Origin of the sequence: Elizabethkingia bruuniana, assembly GCF_002024805.1 — a bacterium.
Lineage (GTDB): Bacteria > Bacteroidota > Bacteroidia > Flavobacteriales > Weeksellaceae > Elizabethkingia > Elizabethkingia bruuniana.
Genome location: NZ_CP014337.1, coordinates 3,604,654 through 3,622,683, shown reverse-complemented (window position 1 = coordinate 3,622,683; position 18,030 = coordinate 3,604,654). Strand labels below are relative to the sequence as shown.

The 18,030-nt window shown below is 35.9% G+C and carries 18 protein-coding genes; 10 read left to right on the top strand and 8 right to left on the bottom strand.

What is annotated here, in order from left to right:
• Positions 1–9: 9 nt before the first annotated feature.
• From AYC65_RS16975 to AYC65_RS16955, 5 genes are all read right to left on the bottom strand, one after another.
• Positions 10–885 (bottom strand): energy transducer TonB, encoded by an 876-nt coding sequence (locus tag AYC65_RS16975; protein WP_034870874.1) that lies wholly within the window; start codon positions 883–885, stop codon positions 10–12.
• A 9-nt stretch (positions 886–894) separates the two neighbouring features.
• Positions 895–1,296: an ExbD/TolR family protein gene (locus AYC65_RS16970; protein WP_034870875.1), complete on the bottom strand. Its 402-nt coding sequence runs from the start codon at positions 1,294–1,296 to the stop codon at positions 895–897.
• A 7-nt stretch (positions 1,297–1,303) separates the two neighbouring features.
• Positions 1,304–1,999, bottom strand: a complete 696-nt coding sequence (locus tag AYC65_RS16965) for a MotA/TolQ/ExbB proton channel family protein (protein WP_034870876.1) — start codon at positions 1,997–1,999, stop codon at positions 1,304–1,306.
• A 98-nt stretch (positions 2,000–2,097) separates the two neighbouring features.
• The gene (locus tag AYC65_RS16960; RefSeq protein ID WP_034870877.1) at positions 2,098–2,559 is read right to left on the bottom strand and encodes a hypothetical protein; all 462 of its coding nucleotides are present in this window, start codon (positions 2,557–2,559) and stop codon (positions 2,098–2,100) included.
• 93 nt (positions 2,560–2,652) lie between these two features.
• Positions 2,653–5,388, bottom strand: a complete 2,736-nt coding sequence (locus AYC65_RS16955) for a carboxypeptidase-like regulatory domain-containing protein (protein WP_034870878.1) — start codon at positions 5,386–5,388, stop codon at positions 2,653–2,655.
• 232 nt (positions 5,389–5,620) lie between these two features.
• Here AYC65_RS16955 and AYC65_RS16950 point away from each other — a divergent pair, with 232 nt between their 5' ends.
• The 3 genes from AYC65_RS16950 to trxA are packed head-to-tail and all read left to right on the top strand — an operon-like array spanning position 5,621 to position 7,687.
• Positions 5,621–7,024 (top strand): MBL fold metallo-hydrolase, encoded by a 1,404-nt coding sequence (locus AYC65_RS16950; protein ID WP_034870879.1) that lies wholly within the window; start codon positions 5,621–5,623, stop codon positions 7,022–7,024.
• Positions 7,006–7,383: a rhodanese-like domain-containing protein gene (locus tag AYC65_RS16945; protein WP_034870880.1), complete on the top strand. Its 378-nt coding sequence runs from the start codon at positions 7,006–7,008 to the stop codon at positions 7,381–7,383. The genes AYC65_RS16950 and AYC65_RS16945 overlap by 19 nt, the downstream gene beginning before the upstream one ends.
• Positions 7,384–7,387: 4 nt before the next feature.
• The gene (gene trxA, locus AYC65_RS16940; RefSeq protein ID WP_034870881.1) at positions 7,388–7,687 is read left to right on the top strand and encodes a thioredoxin; all 300 of its coding nucleotides are present in this window, start codon (positions 7,388–7,390) and stop codon (positions 7,685–7,687) included.
• 34 nt (positions 7,688–7,721) lie between these two features.
• Here trxA and AYC65_RS16935 read toward each other — a convergent pair whose 3' ends face one another.
• Positions 7,722–9,719 carry a TonB-dependent receptor domain-containing protein gene (locus AYC65_RS16935; RefSeq protein WP_234300375.1) on the bottom strand — a complete coding sequence of 666 codons (1,998 nt, stop codon included), beginning with the start codon at positions 9,717–9,719 and terminating at the stop codon, positions 7,722–7,724.
• 141 nt (positions 9,720–9,860) lie between these two features.
• Positions 9,861–10,211 carry a hypothetical protein gene (locus AYC65_RS16930; protein ID WP_234300373.1) on the bottom strand — a complete coding sequence of 117 codons (351 nt, stop codon included), beginning with the start codon at positions 10,209–10,211 and terminating at the stop codon, positions 9,861–9,863.
• Between the two features lie 152 nt (positions 10,212–10,363).
• Here AYC65_RS16930 and AYC65_RS16925 point away from each other — a divergent pair, with 152 nt between their 5' ends.
• The 6 genes from AYC65_RS16925 (at position 10,364) to AYC65_RS16900 (ending at position 16,429) form a co-directional block, all read left to right on the top strand.
• Positions 10,364–11,893: a helicase HerA-like domain-containing protein gene (locus AYC65_RS16925; RefSeq protein WP_034870884.1), complete on the top strand. Its 1,530-nt coding sequence runs from the start codon at positions 10,364–10,366 to the stop codon at positions 11,891–11,893.
• 23 nt (positions 11,894–11,916) lie between these two features.
• On the top strand, positions 11,917–13,140 hold the full coding sequence (locus AYC65_RS16920; protein ID WP_034870885.1) for a 3'-5' exonuclease: 1,224 nt from the start codon (positions 11,917–11,919) through the stop codon (positions 13,138–13,140).
• A gap of 31 nt (positions 13,141–13,171) precedes the next feature.
• Positions 13,172–14,371: a diaminopimelate decarboxylase gene (gene lysA, locus AYC65_RS16915; protein ID WP_034870886.1), complete on the top strand. Its 1,200-nt coding sequence runs from the start codon at positions 13,172–13,174 to the stop codon at positions 14,369–14,371.
• Positions 14,372–14,456: 85 nt separating this feature from the next.
• Positions 14,457–15,194: an energy transducer TonB gene (locus AYC65_RS16910; protein ID WP_034870908.1), complete on the top strand. Its 738-nt coding sequence runs from the start codon at positions 14,457–14,459 to the stop codon at positions 15,192–15,194.
• A gap of 18 nt (positions 15,195–15,212) precedes the next feature.
• Positions 15,213–15,992, top strand: coding sequence for an energy transducer TonB (locus AYC65_RS16905; RefSeq protein ID WP_034870887.1), 780 nt, complete (start codon positions 15,213–15,215; stop codon positions 15,990–15,992).
• Positions 15,992–16,429 (top strand): META domain-containing protein, encoded by a 438-nt coding sequence (locus AYC65_RS16900; RefSeq protein WP_034870888.1) that lies wholly within the window; start codon positions 15,992–15,994, stop codon positions 16,427–16,429. Before AYC65_RS16905 ends, AYC65_RS16900 begins: the two co-directional genes overlap by 1 nt.
• Here AYC65_RS16900 and AYC65_RS16895 read toward each other — a convergent pair.
• Complete coding sequence (locus tag AYC65_RS16895; protein ID WP_034870889.1) at positions 16,426–16,701, bottom strand: hypothetical protein; 276 nt, start codon at positions 16,699–16,701, stop codon at positions 16,426–16,428. The genes AYC65_RS16900 and AYC65_RS16895 overlap by 4 nt on opposite strands.
• A gap of 112 nt (positions 16,702–16,813) precedes the next feature.
• Between AYC65_RS16895 and hflX the strand changes: the two genes are divergently transcribed.
• Entirely contained in the window at positions 16,814–18,028 is a 1,215-nt protein-coding gene (gene hflX / locus AYC65_RS16890; RefSeq protein ID WP_034870890.1) for a GTPase HflX, read from the top strand.
• Positions 18,029–18,030: the final 2 nt, after the last annotated feature.

Genomic DNA, 18,030 nt, shown 5'->3' with positions numbered 1-18,030 from the left:
TTCATCGGTTTAGAAAGTGATGCGATATGTTCCGGTAGAAGAAAAATTAGCTTTTTCAGCTTTTACATATTGTTTTACCCATTGGATAGAAGTAGAAACGATACACGGGTCTGAAATACCTCCTGAACGTCTTACAGATATTACATTTCCGGCTTTATCTACAGTATAGGCAAGTGTAATAGAACCTGATGCTTTGCACGAATGCACGGGTTGAGCTCCACCACGGCCCATGGTGCCAGGAATGTAGCCGGTAAGTTTTCTGTCGACACCAATTTTGCTGTCACCATTACCATCGCCGCCTAAAGGATCGCCTGCGTTTCCGGCTTTTCCGCCGTCACCCTGAGAACCATCTTTTGTTCCGCGTCCTTTTAGTAGGTTTCCTATAGCTGCGGTTCCTTTTCCATCGCCACTTGCTCCCTGTTTTTTGTTAGGGCCTTCAGCTTTTGTATTTCCGGTAGTGGTTTTCTTAGCGTCGCTTTTTTTAGTCTCTCTAACAGAAGACTTAGTGGCCGTTTTTTTCTCTGCCTTTTCTACTTTGGCAACAGGTATTTTTTCATTTTTACCTGTAATAATTTTCTCTTTGGCCTCAAGAGGTGGTTCTGGCTTTGCAATTTCTTTAACGGGCTCTTCTTCTACAACAGGTTTGGTTTCCAAAGGAGCGAAGCTGCCTTCTTGTTCTTTTGGTTCTTCTGTTCCATTACCATTGCGGTTATCACCGAAGTTTACAAGCATTGTATTAATAACTTCAGCTTCTTTCGGGAGGTTTACTTTAACAGAATAGAGTGCAATAAAAAGCAGGAGTGTAGTCCAAACTATAGTGGTTATTACAGCACTTTTTAGTTTGTCTTTTTTTTCTTCCTTTTTATTTACTGAGAAATAACTCATCTTTTGTGTTTATTCAGCCTCTGTAGTAGTGGCTATCGCAATGTTGTATTTGTGCTTTTCTGCAATTTCCATAACGAAAACTACATCTTTATGTAAGCAGTCTTTATCGGCTCTTATTGTAAAAGAAGGACTTGTTACATTCTGTAATCTGTTTACAATAAGGCTCTCCAGTTCGTTTTTTTGTACTTGTTTTTCATCTATAAAATAAGATCCATCCGGTTTAATGCTTACAGACAGCGGATTAGGAATATCCATTGCCTCGCTTTCTCCTTTAGGAAGCTTCACATCTATTGCATTTTGATTGGCTGCAGAAGAGGTGATCATGAAAAATATAAGAAGTAGCAATATAACGTCTGTCATTGCTGCCAAACTGAATTCAGGATTTGCTTTATTTCTTCTTGAAATTTTCATGATATTCTTACAAAGGTTTGTTGATGATATCTAAGAACTCTGCAGACAAGTTTTGAATTTTCAGAATGAATTTGTCAATTTTTGTCAACAACAGGTTATAGAAGAAGTTAGCCGGGATTGCCACTGCAAGACCCGTAGCTGTTTGTCCTAATGCTGTATAAATACCCTCTGAAAGAGTTTTCGGAGAGAAAGAACCTGTAGAGTTAGACAAGTTAAAGAAGGCTAAGATCATCCCGATTACGGTACCTAAAAGTCCTAACATAGGTGCGATACTTGGTACTGCTGCTAATAAGTTAAGATTCATTTCCATGTTGGCAACCTCAGCTTGCCCCTGACCTTCCATTGCATTTACAATATCCGATACCGGCCGGCCGATACGGGACAGTCCTTTTTCCAGAATTCTAGCTTCAGGAGAGTCCTGACGGGAGCAATAATCTATCGCTGCATCTACCTTTCCATCTTTTAAGAAGTCTTCAATATTTCTCATAAGGTTAGGATCGGTATTGGAAGACATTCTTTTAATAAAGAAGAATCTTTCCAAGAACAGGTAAAAAGAGAATATACCCAGTAATAAAACGGTTATCATTACCACATTGGCAAATATATTACCGTGGAACATTATTTTCCAGAAAGAAAATTCCTGGGTTGTTGCCGCCACCTGAGTATGTGCCTGCAATATGGTTGATATTTCTAAAAATGCCATTAATGAATTTGTTTAAATTTTAAAACGCAAGTTTCCTATAGATATTGTTGAGAACAATATATTAGAATACTTGTTTACGGAAAAGTTAAATTTTACTCTTATTCGTCGTCTGCCTCGGAAGTATCTTGTCTAAAGTGACATTTTAGCTTAAAGGCAATTGGTTCGTCCGAAAAAGTATAAAAATCATCTATATTTCCTTGCCAGATTAACTGAAGGTCTCCATTCTCATCTTTCGAGAATTTTAACTCATTATCATGAATGAAGGCATCTTCGTCATCATATAAATTTACACCACAATAGGTTTCTTCTTCAGAATCATTCACATTGAATGTTTGCCCTACAAGTTTGTCTGTATCAATAGGGAAGTCCGAAATGCTTAAAGAAAGCTGTGGAAAGTTATACTGCAAAGAGTCGTCATCAACGTGATCCAGATCATCATCCGTAATGATTTCTACTTCCAGGAAGTTTTGCTTATTACTATAGACTGCCTTGCAGTAACTACTTTTAATATTGTACTTAAGGATCTCTTCCGGATGGTAGATTTTCAAAATCCCTTTCATAGGATAGTTTAAATGCTTTTAGTTAATTAATAATCAGTATATGGAACAAAGATAAAAAACATTTTTTTTCAGACAAGATACAAGGCTTCAAAATTATTTAAAATTAAATTTCACCGTAAACATAATCTGGCTTGGACGGATATACATTCTTCTGTATGTAGTTCCAATAGAGCTGTTGCCTATTTGTTCATATATCTTTGTATTGGCAATGTTTAGCCACTTTAATTCAAAATCTATCTTCTTTTTAGCCCATGTATACTGGTACGTTAGATCATAGAATGGGTTTTGAAAACTTTGTCCACCTTGGGAGAAATTTGTCTGATCCCAGTTAAGTCCAATTGAATGATTCTCGATAGGGTAGAATATTAAGTTTAGATTTTGAGTCCAGTTATTAGATTTTACAGTTGTCTCTCTTCCTTGTGTTGTATATAGGTTATTTCCCCATCCATAGCTCATTGTATAATCTAAACTCATCCAGCTGAAGTAAGCATTGTTAAATTTGAATGCTATATTTTCATTGTTGTTTTTAGAACGCTGAAGAATATTATCGCTTAAGCTTAAAGACTTGTTGTTGCTATTTGTAAAACTTACAGAAGCATTCGTTTTAAATTTAGGGAAATATTTACCAACCTCGAAGCTTTGTGAGTTAGTATTAATATCATTATCCCTAACTATATATGCAAGTGTTACATTCCCTCCGTTGTAAGAAGTGTTTGCCATAAGATTATTTCTGGTATTGGAAACGCTGCCTCGTATATTAAAGAATAAGTTATTCAAAGGATTTCTATACTCTATTCTCGCTCCCGATGACTGTACTCTGTTTTGGGATAAAACACCATCTGCGGCTGTTGCAATAAGGCTTGATGGAGTTTGTAATATATAACCAGCATATACACTGTTAATAGTCCCGAAATTATAATTAATATTTCCGCTAACGGACGCTTTCCAAAACGATGCAAATTCATATTGGGCAAATAAACTAGGCTCAAATGTAGTTTTTTGAAGATCGATTGCTACCTTTCTTGCAGGATCTGTTGCTTTAATATTATTAAAGTTGACAGGAAGCGTTAGATACATACTAAAGTTTGCTCCTTTATAATTAATCTGGGTAGAAGCTGTTGGAGTTGTGTTGGTGAATTCCAAATTATTGGAATATTTATCTCCATAATTTTCTCTATATCCGTTGTTATCTACACCAAACAGAGTTGTATTCAATTTATTGCTTATATATGAGATACCAATTTCTGGTGTGAATGTCCATTTTTTAGCAGAGAAACTAACATTTACAGCATTATTGGTTTCAAAAGTTTTAGTTCTTAAATATTGCTCAGCAATTTTTGCGTTAGGTGAATATGAAAATATAGGTGTGAAAACAGGCTTCCCTAAAGAATCAAAAGACTGTCTGTCTGTAAATTTGATAGGATCTACACGAAGTGTTTGTCTGTCAGTCTGATAATTGATGAAAGATCTGACATTAATTAATTTTTCTTTCCAAGGGATAATAGTACTCAATGAGTTTTGGAAACTTGTTGTAGGTGATTCCAAAGCTTCATTGGCAGGATTCGCAATAAATCCAGAGCTTTGACTAATACTTCTGTCAATAACAGCACGATCTCCGTTCCAGAACTGGGAGAAGGTTGTAGTATTTTTAAAGAAGCCTTTCTTAGCATTTTTAGTAAAGATAACTTCTCCTTTTACTTTATCTGTGTAAAAGTTGTTTTTAATTGCATTTGTTACTTTTGCTCCTTGGTTAAACTGAGGTATGTATTGTGTTTCATTATATGACTCTCTTTCTACAGCATTGTTAGTATAGCTGGCATTGGCTTTGAATTCCCATTCTTTATTTTTATTCAGATTGGTTAATAAATTTCCGGACAGATAATGAACACTATTCATTAAATATCTTTTCTGCGGAATATTAGGGGCATCAGAATTATCTACATTCAACCAGCTATTTTGAGTTATATTTCTTCTGATACCTTCATAACGACCTCCGAAAGATAATATGTTTCCTTCGTTTTCTACGGCATCACCATTATTATTGGATTTGTAATTAAACAACCATTGTATCTTATCGGTAAAGAGCATTGGTGTTAATTTTACATTCCATAAAAGAGGAGAGGCGCCTAATCCTATTTCTCCTCGGCCAGTCATGGTTACAGATTTCTTTAATTTGATATTGATCGCAGCACGATCACTCGGAACTTTGTCCTGAAGTATTTTTACCGGCTGGTGGTTTTCCATAATTTCTACCTTACCAATGGCATCGATAGGTAAGGAATTATTGATAGTGCCATAGCCTCCTTCCATTAAGTCTTTCCCGTTGACATAGAATTTATTAAGTGGCTCACCTTGGTATAAAATGGTTCCGTCTTTGTTAACGTCGATACCTGGGATTTTCTTTAGAGCATCTGCTAAAACACGGTCGTTTTTATTGGCAAAAGCTTTAAGATCATATGCTATTGTATCTCCTCTTTTTGTAATGAGTTTAGTTTTTAGTACCACCTCTTTTATCTCGGTAACATCAGATGCCAGGCTGAAATTGACAGTCTGATCCTGGTTGCTAACTTCTTTAGTTTGTGGTTTTTGATTGAATGCTTTAACCTTTATATTGATTTTGGATAAATCTGTGTTGAAAACAATTTTGTAATTCCCTTTGCTGTCGGTAATTCCGTAAGCAATAATTACAGGGTTATCTGGATTTTCGATAGTGACACTTGCGCTTGCAATTCCGTTGCCACTTGTATCCGAAACTTTTCCGGAAATAGTCTTCTGCGCAAACAAGAAAAAGGTTGCCATGAAGAACAAAAGAGTTAAGAGTTTTTTCATATCAAATTTTATAACTAAATAATTAGTAAACGAGATTGTGATTTTGTTACAGATAAAAATAAATAAATTTAATAATAGTTAAGATAAATGATAATGCATAAAGTTAAATGTAGCCTCAAAAAATGTGAATAATAGCAATAAAAATCATGTTATATATTGAGTTTACGGTATGGTCTTTGACGCAAAAGTTGTACTTTAGATGGCTATTTTATTCATAATAAATTAAATTAAAATGAAAGTAGAACAAATATATACAGGATGTTTGGCTCAGGGAGCATACTATATTGTATCTCAGGGAGAAGCAGTAATTATAGATCCTTTAAGAGAGGTACAACCATATCTGGATAAATTGCAACAGGACAATGCGACGCTTAAATACATTCTTGAAACCCACTTTCATGCGGATTTTGTTTCCGGACATGTTGATTTAAGTGAAAAAACCGGGGCTGCAATTGTCTATGGCCCAACTGCAAAGCCTGAATTTGAAGCAATTATTGCTAAAGATGAAGAGGTATTTGAGATAGGTAATATCAAAATAAAGGTATTGCATACACCCGGGCATACAATGGAAAGCTCATGTTACCTGCTTATTGATGAAAATGGAAAAGAAACAGCTCTGTTTTCAGGAGATACTTTGTTTTTAGGAGATGTCGGAAGACCAGATCTTGCACAAAAAGGTAAAGACCTTACACAGGAAGATCTTGCAGGAATGCTTTATGATAGCCTGATGAATAAGATTATGCCTTTATCAGATGAAACAACAGTTTACCCTGCTCACGGAGCCGGGAGTGCTTGTGGTAAAAACATGCAGAAGGAAACAGTAGATACTTTGGGTAACCAAAAGAAAACGAACTATGCGTTGAATCAGCCGGATAAAGCAAGCTTCATTAAAGAAGTTACAGACGGATTAACACCGCCACCAGGATATTTTGCCATGAATGTTGCCATGAACAAAAAAGGATATGAAAGTTTTGATCATGTTCTTGAACAAGGGCTTAAACCATTATCTGCAGAAGATTTTGAAGCTGTGGCAGATGAAACAGGAGCATTGATTCTGGATACAAGATCTGCAGCAGAGTTTCATAAAAACTTTATTCCTCAGTCTGTAAACATCGGAGTAAAAGGAGATTTTGCACCATGGGTGGGAGCAATGATAGTAGACGTAAAGCAGCCACTATTATTGGTAACAGATGAAGGAAGCGAGGAAGAAGTTATTACCCGCCTTAGCCGTGTAGGCTTTGATAATGTATTGGGCTATCTGAAGGGAGGGGTTTCTGCATGGCAGTCAGCTGGAAAAGAAACTGATTCTGTGGACAGAATTACCCCTGAAGAATTTGCACAACGATATACAGAAGATGTTAAAATAATTGATGTAAGAAAAGAAGGAGAATATGCTGCAGAACATATAGCAGATGCTTATAGCCGTCCGTTAGCTTATATCAATACATGGATAAAGGATGTTGACCCGAAAGAGCATTTCTTTCTGCACTGTGCCGGAGGTTACAGAAGTATGATAGCGGCAAGTATTCTTCAGGCAAGAGGATATCGTAACTTTACAGAAGTGGAAGGTGGTTTTGGTAAGATTAAATTAACAGAAGTGCCAACAACTGATTTTGTATGTCAAAGCAAATTATAGGAACTATACTGGTTATTCTGTTATCTGGTGGTATGATTTCTTGTTCGGTAACTCCAAAAACAGAGAATCAGAAAATAAGCAAACTTGTAAATGATAACAGGACTTTCTTAGTAGATGTCCGTACTCCGGAGGAATATAATGCTGAAAAAATAGAAGGAGCTGTTAATATTCCGTTGGATCAGATTGAAAACAGATTATCTGAATTTCAAGGTAAGAAGAACATAGTTGTTTATTGTCGCTCCGGAATAAGAGCCGGGAAAGCAAAAGATTTGTTACAAAAAAATAATATTCCGGATGTTTATAGCGGAACGTCTTATCAGAATGTTTCGGAATTAAAAAAGAATAAAATAAAAAACTGAGAAAATGTCAGCAAAATTTAATGAACTTATTCAGTCAGAGAGACCTGTCTTAGTAGACTTTTTTGCCACATGGTGCCAGCCTTGTAAAGTAATGTCTTCAGTTTTGAATACCGTTAAGCGGAATGTCGAAGAAGAAGCTAGAATTGTAAAAATAGATATAGATCAGTATCAGGCTATTGCAGCAGAATATGGTGTTAGAAGTGTTCCTACACTACTTATTTTTAAAAAAGGAGAACTCTTGTTTCGGCAGAGTGGTGTAATGGATGTCAACAGTCTGACAGCAGAACTGAAGAAACATATATAGAATAAAAGAGCCTGATTTATCAGGCTCTTTTATTTTAGAATGTATAAGAACAGGTAAGAGAAAAGTTTCTCCCAGGTGACATAAACCGCTGTGTATATCCCGAACTGTACATAGTCTTGTTCAGGTATTCAGTATAGGCTCTGTTGAATATATTTCTGAGCTGTAAGGTAGCATTGAAGTTTTTGAAAATTTCAATTCTGGCGTCAAGATTGAATAATGTAAAATCTTTGGTTGCGAATTCTCCGAATAAAGGATTTGTTCTGTTTTGTTGCCCGGTATAACGCATTTCTGCACCCAAAGTGATGTTGTTGAAATTTCCTTCCAGTCGCAATCGGGTTTCTAAAGGTGCAATTTCCGATAGCGGAACATCCTGACTCATATTCTGAGCATAAGTATAAGCTGCACCGGCTTCAGTCCTCAAATAATTTGTGATATTCCATTGTACAGATCCTTCAATACCAGCTTTATAAGCATTGTCAATATTGGTCATCTGTCGTACACCTTTGGACATCATAGAAGTGGGTTTAATATCCGGAGCAATTTGTGATGATATAAAATCATTTAGTCTGGAATAAAATGCATCTGCCTGAAAGTTCAGGTTATCACTTTTATAAGAGTATACAATGTCAATTTGATAATTTTTTTCGGATTTAAGGAAAGGATTTCCTACATATTGATAGTTGTCATTTCCAAGAGGGAAGAAGTTGATATAACGTTCGGTAATACCCGCACTTCTTTCTCCGCGACCTATTAGCACAGTTATCTGTTGATGTTGATCTAGTACTCTGTTGTAAGAAAGGCTGAAACTATGAGTTGTTTGGTTTGTCGACAAATTATTTCCGTATTTCATCATGAAAAAATGAGAAGGATCATTAGCTGTAGCGTGAGAATAATCCAGCCTGTAAGAAGCTGTGATTTTGTTATTTCCCCAATGGCGCTGGAATTCGTTAAACCAACCTAGGCGGTTAATTTGGCCGTTCTGCCAAGCATTATTATGTCCCATTGCCATAGAATTCCCACCTCCGTGACTCGGCATTTCCATTTTTTGTTGTGGGAGATCTTTTTCTCCATCATGGCGAAAATCGACACCTGTGTAAAGCAGATTATTGTCCCATTGTAATTTAAGTTCAGAACGTCCTCCTCCGGACCTGCTTTTTATTCTGGAAATCATGCTCATATCAGGAGTTCCCATTGTATGATCTACTTCTGATAAATAGCTGCTCAGGCTTAATTTTTTGAAAACAGAATTCTGGAAAGTCATATCATGCTTTAGAGAGTATAGCCATGTATTATCTTTTAGAAGATCCATCATTCCGGTTGCAAATTTTACGTCTCTGGCCTGGTTGGTTGTTACCTGTGCTGTTGTAATATTATGTTCATTCCATTGATAGGAGCCACGCGAACCCATACTGTATCTTTCGAATGCAGATGGGACTTTATTACCACTACCGTCTTTATAATCGTCGGCTTTTTGGTAAGAGCCAAATAGGTCTACATTGAATTTTCGGGTAGAAAGACGGGTAATAAGCTCGTTGCGGAATCCATTTCCATTGGTCTCATATCCGGTAGAAAGCCTGCCGCTAAAAACAGGCTTTTCAGTAAATTTTGGGTCGATGCTCACAAAATTAATGGTTCCACCAAAGGAATTTCCAAAACGGAACTGATATGGTCCTTTGTAGATTTCGGCTTCTTTAACCAGGTTTAAATTAACCTGACTTGCCGGTGGATCCATTCTGCTTGGGCATGCCTGTATACTTGTAAGAGATCCGTCATTGACAATATTGAGCTGTTCGAATTTAAAGCCTCTTAAAACAGGATCTGTTGCATAACTTCCGGCAATTCTCCGTCCACCGATTTCCGGAAGGTTAGTCAGAAAATTTCCGGCATCATGATTCAAAAAATCAGAATGACTTGCAGAGATTTTTTTACTAGTGTTGTTTTTGAGAATACGTACTACTTCAATATTTTGCTGAAGTATTGAATCTGATTTCTGTGCGTATATATTGCTTCCGCCAAGACTTAAAAAGGCCATGACAGCGATGTTTTTATTAGATAATATCATAATGTATTATAATAAGTTTAAGAATGATGTTTTCTGATTATCAGAGGAATAATCAGGTTGAAACAAACATTGTACAGCTTGTACTTGTTTATATTTTCGGAAAAATTAAACTTATAATACAGGAGGCCTTAGATGCAGGCGCAGAAACCCAAATAACGGGGTCTGGATTTTATGAGAAACTTCCTGAAAAACAGGTGAGATTTTATGAATAGAAACTAAAACTTCAATGGCAGGCAATCCTATAAATTCCGAAGCAATTTTTAGCCATGTAAAATTAGGATTTCGTGTTTCTTCCAGACTCAACTGGCATTTTCCGTTACAATGTAGTTCCGGTTTATTTTTATTTGTACAGTTTTCAAGATACCAGTCCATATTGATTTTGTATTCTGCCCATACCCATGTCTTCTGAAAAACAAGAAGGGTACAGATAACACTAAATAAATATGGAGTAAGCCTGTTCAAGAATATTAAATCTATGCAAAATTAACAATTAATATTCCCTTTGTTATGAGGATTGTTAATGATTTTTATCAAGAGAAAAATCGTTCAATATTAAAAAATATGTCCTGTTCTCAACCAAAATTTCTAAATTTATCCGTCAAAAATATTTTTAGATGGCAGATAAAGGAAAATTTATTCAGGAGCTTACAGCTAGATATCAGTGCAATGGTGAACATATTGTACTGGGGAAAGGTATTTTTAATGGAGAAGTAGTTCCTGAAGTGGATGTGTGTATTCCTTTGAGCACAGTAAACCGACATGGGCTCATAGCAGGAGCAACAGGAACCGGAAAAACAAAGACTCTTCAGGTTTTTGTAGAGCAGCTTTCCCGTAACGGCATCCCGTCCATGGTTATGGATATTAAGGGAGATTTGTCCGGGTTGGGAGCTGCGGGAGAAAACAATGCTAAGATCCAGGAGCGCTATGCAAAAACTCAACTGCCATATAGTCCACAGGCATTTCCTGTAGAGTTTATGAGTATTTCCGATGAGAAAGGAGTGCGACTAAGAGCTACAGTAACCGAATTTGGACCTGTATTACTAAGCAAAATTTTAGGACTAAATGATACCCAGTCGAGTATCATGTCTATTATTTTTAAATATTGTGATGATAAAGCTCTTCCGTTACTGGATTTGGATGATTTGAAGAAAGTACTGCAATATGTAACAGATGATCCACAAGGAAAATCTGAACTAAGCAGTAATTACGGAAGTATTGCTTCAGCATCATTAGGTGCAATCCTACGTTCTATTGTTGCTTTGGAGCAGCAAGGAGCAAGAGAATTCTTTGGAGAATTATCTTTTGAAGTAGAAGATTTGTTACAAACCCGAAATGGTTTGGGGGTTATTAATATTCTACGTGTAACCGATTTGCAGAGCAGGCCACAGTTGTTTTCTACCTTTATGTTGTCATTGCTGGCGGAAATTTATGATAAATTTCCAGAGGTGGGAGATAAGGGGAGACCAAAATTTGCATTGTTTATAGACGAGGCACACTTGTTATTCAAAGAAGCGCCTAAAGCATTGTTGAATCAAATTGAAACTATTGTAAAGTTAATCCGTTCCAAAGGGGTAGGAATTTACTTTATTACTCAGGTGCCGGGGGATGTGCCGGATGGTGTTTTGAGCCAGCTGGGTTTAAAAATTCAGCATGCGCTAAGAGGCTTTACAGCTAAAGATAAAAAGGAAATAGATAAAGCGGTTGAAAACTATCCTACAACGGAGTTTTATAAAGCATCGGAACTTATTCAGAACCTTGGGATTGGTGAAGCATTTGTGACGGCTTTAGATGAAAAAGGAATTCCTACGCCTTTGGTAGATACATTCCTTATTTCTCCGGAATCCAGGATGGATATCCTTTCACCACAGGAAATAGACAATCTGGTAGGTTCATCTTCTCTGGTACAAAGATATAAAGATGCCATAAACAGAGAATCTGCGTATGAGATTCTTAGTGACAGAATGAATCAGATAGTGCAGAATCAACAACAGGCTCCTTCTTCAAATGGAAGACAGCCAAAACCAGAACCCGGAATGTTTGACCAGGTTCTTAAAAGCCCATTAGCAAAATCTGTAGGAAATACCATCGTAAGGGAGGGTATGAATATGCTTTTCGGAATGCTGGGACTGAAAAAAAGAAGATAATTTTATTTAATTAATAGAGAACATTGTATTCAATTATAGATATTGAAAGTAATGGCGGTGCTTTCAAGAAAGAAAGTATTATCGAAATTGCTATATACCGATTCGATGGACACGAAATCGTAGATCAGTTTATATCTCTGGTAAATCCGGAAGATGTAATTTCTCCGTATGTCCAGAAGCTAACAGGAATCACAGCCAAAATGGTGAAAACTGCACCTAAGTTTCACGAAATTGCAAAAAGGATTGTTGAAATCACGGAAGGTTCCGTAATCGTGGGGCACAATGTAGAGTTTGATTATCGAATGATCAGACAGTCATTTCACAGATTAGGGTATAACTACGAAAGAGAAACAATAGATACTATTCCGTTAGCAAAAAAACTAATTCCAAATGAAGAAAGCTACTCCCTGGGTAAGCTTTCTAAGTCTTTGGGAATTCCTCTTACAGATAGACACCGTGCATCTGGGGATGCAAGAGCGACCGTGGAATTATTCAAAATATTATTGGCAAAAGATCAGGAAAAAGAAATTCTGAAACACCAGAAGGAGACGCAGGTATCTAATAATCTGAATAAAAAGATTATGACACTTACAGAGTTTCTTCCTGCAGAAAACGGAATTATCTATTTTCAGAATGCAAAAGGTGATATTCTGTATACCGATTATTCATCTAATATTTATCAAACAGCAACAAAGATTTTCCATGCCCGGACGAAGAAATGGGATAAGCTAAAAGCTGAAACTACTCAGATTCATTATGAATTTACGGGGAATGAGCTTATTGCAAAACTTATGATGCTGCAAAAAGCGAAAAAGAAAACGCCTTCGTTGCCTTTCGGATTGTATTATAAGGATGATAAATACATAATAGAAAGAACCAAGGGGCAGACAGGTGATTTACTGAAGTTTAAATCTTTTTCACAAGGAAACAAGGTGAAAACTTTTATTAATGAACAAGAACGTTTTCAGGATAACCCAATAGCTTTAAAAGAGTTTCTTTCATTAGATAATCGTAATGAAATATGGATTTCAGATGGAAGAACTAAAAGTGAAAAATCATTTTTAGTACTGGAAAAAGGAAAACTGACAGGATACGGATTTTATGAGCTTCATCACCAGATAAAGTCTTTAAATAAGATTAATAAACTGAAAATTGAAATTCATGCAGTAAATAATATGATATACAACGAATTAAAATTATCTTTGCTGCGCAATAATTATGAGATAAAAAATCTGCCAACAACATAATGTTAAGTACAAAAAGTACAAGAGAAGCCATATGACAAATCAAGAATTACTAAAAATTGCAGGAGAGTACGGAACACCCGTATATGTTTACGAAACTGATAAAATCAGAGAACAGTATGAAAAGCTTACCAAATCGTTCGATGATAAAACCAGATTTTTCTATGCAGCAAAGGCTTTAACCAATATCAACATTCTGAAGTACATACAAAAGTTAGGTGCTAATATCGATTGTGTGAGCATTAACGAAGTGAATTTGGGTCTTAAGGCCGGATTTACGCCAGAGAAGATCTTGTTCACACCAAACTGTGTGGATATTACCGAGATTGAAGAAGCAATGAAGCTTGGTGTACACATCAATATTGATAATATTTCTATTCTGGAGCAGTTCGGGAATAAATATGGAAATACATATCCTGTATTTATCAGAATCAATCCGCATATTTTTGCTGGAGGTAACTACAAAATCTCTACCGGGCATATTGATAGTAAATTTGGTATTTCTATTCATCAGCTGAGACACATTCAGCGTATTGTAAAAACAACAGGACTAAATGTTGAAGGTTTGCACATGCATACCGGAAGCGAGATTAAAGATATTGATGTCTTTATCCAGGGTCTTGAGATAATGTTTGAGATGGTGGAAGACTTCCCGAATCTTAAATATATCGATATGGGAAGTGGTTTCAAGGTGCCATACCAGGAAGGAGAACTGGAAACTGATGTAAAAACATTGGGTAAAAAAGTTCTGAAAGCAGTGAACAATTTCAAAAAAGAAACAGGAAAAGATTTTGAACTATGGTTCGAACCAGGGAAATACCTGGTAAGTGAAAGCGGACACTTCCTTGTAAGAACTAATGTTATCAAGCAGACTACAGCAACTGTTTTTGTTGGAGTTAATTCGGGATTCAATCACTTGATTCGTCCAATGTTCTATGATTCCTACCATAAAATAGAAAACCTTTCCAACCCTACAGGGCCGGAGCGCATCTATACTGTTGTTGGAAATATCTGTGAAACCGATACTTTTGCATGGGACAGAAAAATAAATGAAGTAAGAGAAGGTGACATCCTTGTCTTCAGAAATGCAGGAGCTTATGGTTTTGAAATGAGTTCTAACTTCAATAGTCGCTTAAAGCCTGCTGAAGTAATGGTAATGGACGGAAGTGTACACTTGATTAGAAAAAGAGATGTTTTTGAAGATCTTCTTAAAAACCAGATCGAAGTGTTGTAATTTTTAACATTCGGATAACACGATATAAAGGCATTAAAGACTATATTAGCAGACTCTTTAATGCCTTTTTTATGAAAAATTTATGATGAAAAAATTACTTCTTTTTACTTTATTAGGATCTTTATTTTTTGCACAACAAAAAGAGGAAGCAGCTCCTGCTATTTATGACAAATATCCCAAAGGACAGAGCGATTATAATGGAGGTAATATCCAATTCTATAAAGAACTTCATCAATTAATTGTAGATAAGAAGATTCAACCATGTGAAAGTAAGACAGAACTGTATTCTGTGAGATTTGTGGTTTATCCAGATGCTACAATAAAATTTGTAAAAGAGGAATACCCTGAAAATGTAGAGAAAAATAAATGTGCTTTTGATCTAACCAGAAAGCTATTTAAATATTTAGATGGCTGGAAGCCTGCTGAAGTAGATGGACAAAAAGTCGCAGCTATTACAAGCATGATTATATTCCCGGATGCATTGTTCGATAAGTATACTGAAGGTTATGATGCTGTAAAGTATTTTGGACCTCCTGCCGAGTTTCCGGGTGGAATTGAAGCTTTTAGAAATAAGTTTAGTCGTAATGTAAACGCAAATGGTTTTAAATGGGATCAGAGAGTTCAGCTTGTGATGTATTTTAAAGTGGATGAGAATGGTAATGCAATAGATTTTAGAATGGATCCAAGTTCAGGTAATGTTGCTTTTGATGAAATGCTTATAAAATCTGCAAAATGGGTTAAAGGTAAATGGAAACCCGCAACACTACATGGAGTTAATATTAAAACCGGATTTAGATTTCCAATAGTTCTCAGTGAAAATTAATAAACCCAACACCAAAATATGAAATCACAACTATTATTAGTTTTTACACTTATGTGTAACCTGTTTTTCTCTCAAAGTTCTGAAAAGCTTAAAGAATTTGTATTGGATAAATATCCTGATGATCAGGTTTTTTACAAAGGAGGATTAAAGGCTTTTTATCACGATGTACATAATGTGATTGTACAAAATAAAATAAAAGCTTGTGGTCAAGATGATCCGAATCAGTACTATAAGCTTAAACTTAAAATTTATCCTGACGGAAGAACAGAAAAACTTAAGAATGTAGATTCATTAATCAACGCAAAAAATGAATGCGCACGAGTATTGGCTAATAATGTTGTAAAAGATCTTAAAAACTGGAATCCCGGAGTGTATCATGGGAGGCAGGTTCCGGCCATAGCCGAGATTTTTATTTTCCCGTATGACTTATTCGGGAATTACAAAGATGGGCTTAATTCTGTGGAAAACTTTAAACTACCAGAGTTTCCGGGTGGTAAGTCTGTTATGATTAATACAATTCATAGAGAATTTTACGCCATTTTCAGGGATTTTGATATTCAAGGGGGAATTCTATTGAACTTCGATATCAATGAAAAAGGAGAAATGAACAATCTTACAGTATGGCCAAAAATTATGGAGCAGAGTTTTGTATGGGAAGCAATGAGGACATTTAAAAGAATAAAAAAAATCTGGAGTCCTGCTACGAGAAACGGAGTTCCGATGACTTATCATTTTGAATATGGAATGGAGATGTCAGTGGGATACAACTATGATAAAACAAACAAAGACAACAATTAATGAAAAGAATTTTAGCCGTTATTGGATTTATGCTGGTAACGATGTGTGTTACTGGGTGCGCAGTCACTCAGAAAGAAATAAGCACCAACCTTAAACGACAATGGATGCTTGTTTCTATGAAGGAATTTTCTAAGGATGAACTTATACATGCAAAAGCATCTGTAGATTTAACAACCAAAGAACCTGGTACTGTGGGTTACTCCGCTTTTATGGGGTGTAATAATCTAAGATTCCAATTGAATGAATTAAACGGGAATAAGCTGTATGTGTCCGGTGTTTCCGGAACAAAAATGTTTTGTCCAAATCACCTTGATTTAGAAAATCAGTTTATAGCTCTTTTTCCAACAATGAAGTTTTATAGTGTAGAAGGGCATTTTCTTACACTAAGAAACAGAGACGGAGAGGAAATGAAGTTTGTGGCAGCGGACTGGGATTAGTCAGAAGAAACTATCTGCCAAAATATATCAGCATTTCTAGGAAGCATTATTTCATGAGGGCTTATCAGAAATATATCAGCGTCCTTATCACAGGTTGCCATATTTTTAAAATATTTTAGCAAATCGCTATTAGAAAAACCTATCCGGAACTCATTTCTGAGCTCCGGATTTTCGTGTACAAAGCACAGATTTCCGGGGTTCTCCTCCGGCAGGTATTCTAATTTTAATACCTTTTGTAAATAATCTTTTAATATTTGTATTTCGTCTCTCATAACACTTTAAAATTAATAAAAAGTATAATTATACATAACTGTGTTACTAAGGGTTAAAATATGTTTTATATTTAATTCTGTAAACTTTATTTCACAATTCTTATTTTTGTATATGCTAGAAAAAAAAGAACATCAGTATGAAAAGGCAGTCTTGGTAGGTCTTATTACCAAAGATCAGGATGAGGAAAAACTAAAAGAATATATGGACGAACTGGAGTTTCTTGCTTATACAGCAGGAGCTACAGTCGAAAAAAGATTTACTCAGAAAATGTCCCAACCGGACTCCAAAACATTTGTAGGAAAAGGTAAAGCTGAAGAAATACGAGACTATGTAAAGGAAAATGAGATAGGAACTGTTATTTTTGATGATGAACTTTCTCCTTCTCAGTTAAAGAATCTGGAAAGAGATATAGAAGTTAAGATTCTGGACAGGACCAATCTTATTCTGGATATTTTTGCTCAACGTGCTCAGACATCCTACGCAAGAACGCAGGTAGAACTTGCACAATACGAGTATCTATTACCACGTCTTACTAGGATGTGGACCCACTTGGAGCGTCAGCGTGGTGGTATCGGGATGAGAGGACCTGGTGAAACTGAGATTGAAACTGACCGTCGTATTATCCGTGACAGAATATCTTTATTAAAAGATAAACTGAAAACAATAGACCGTCAGATGGCAACCCAGAGAAATAACCGTGGAAAAATGGTTCGTGTTGCTCTGGTAGGTTATACCAATGTGGGGAAATCTACTCTGATGAATTCCTTATCTAAATCTGAAGTATTTGCAGAAAACAAGCTTTTTGCAACACTGGATACCACAGTAAGAAAAGTAGTAATAGGAAATCTTCCTTTCCTGTTAACAGATACTGTAGGATTCATTCGTAAGCTGCCGACACAGCTGGTAGAATCTTTCAAATCAACATTGGATGAGGTACGTGAGGCAGACTTATTGATTCACGTTGTAGATATTTCACATGAAAGCTTTGAAGACCACGTTAATTCAGTAAACGAAATTTTACAGGAAATAGATGCTCATAAGAAGCCTGTATTGATGGTGTTTAATAAAATTGATGACTTCAGCTATGAGAAAAAAGCGGAAGATGATCTGACACCAGCTACCCGGAAAAATGTTTCCTTGGAAGAATGGAAAAATACATGGATGGCAAAATCTAAACATCCTACCGTTTTCATTTCTGCTCTTACAAAGGAGAATTTCCCCGAGATGAAGAAAATGATTTATGATGAGGTACTGAAAATTCATATCTCAAGATTCCCATATAACGATTTCCTTTTCGAATACTATGACGATGAAGAAGTAGAATAATA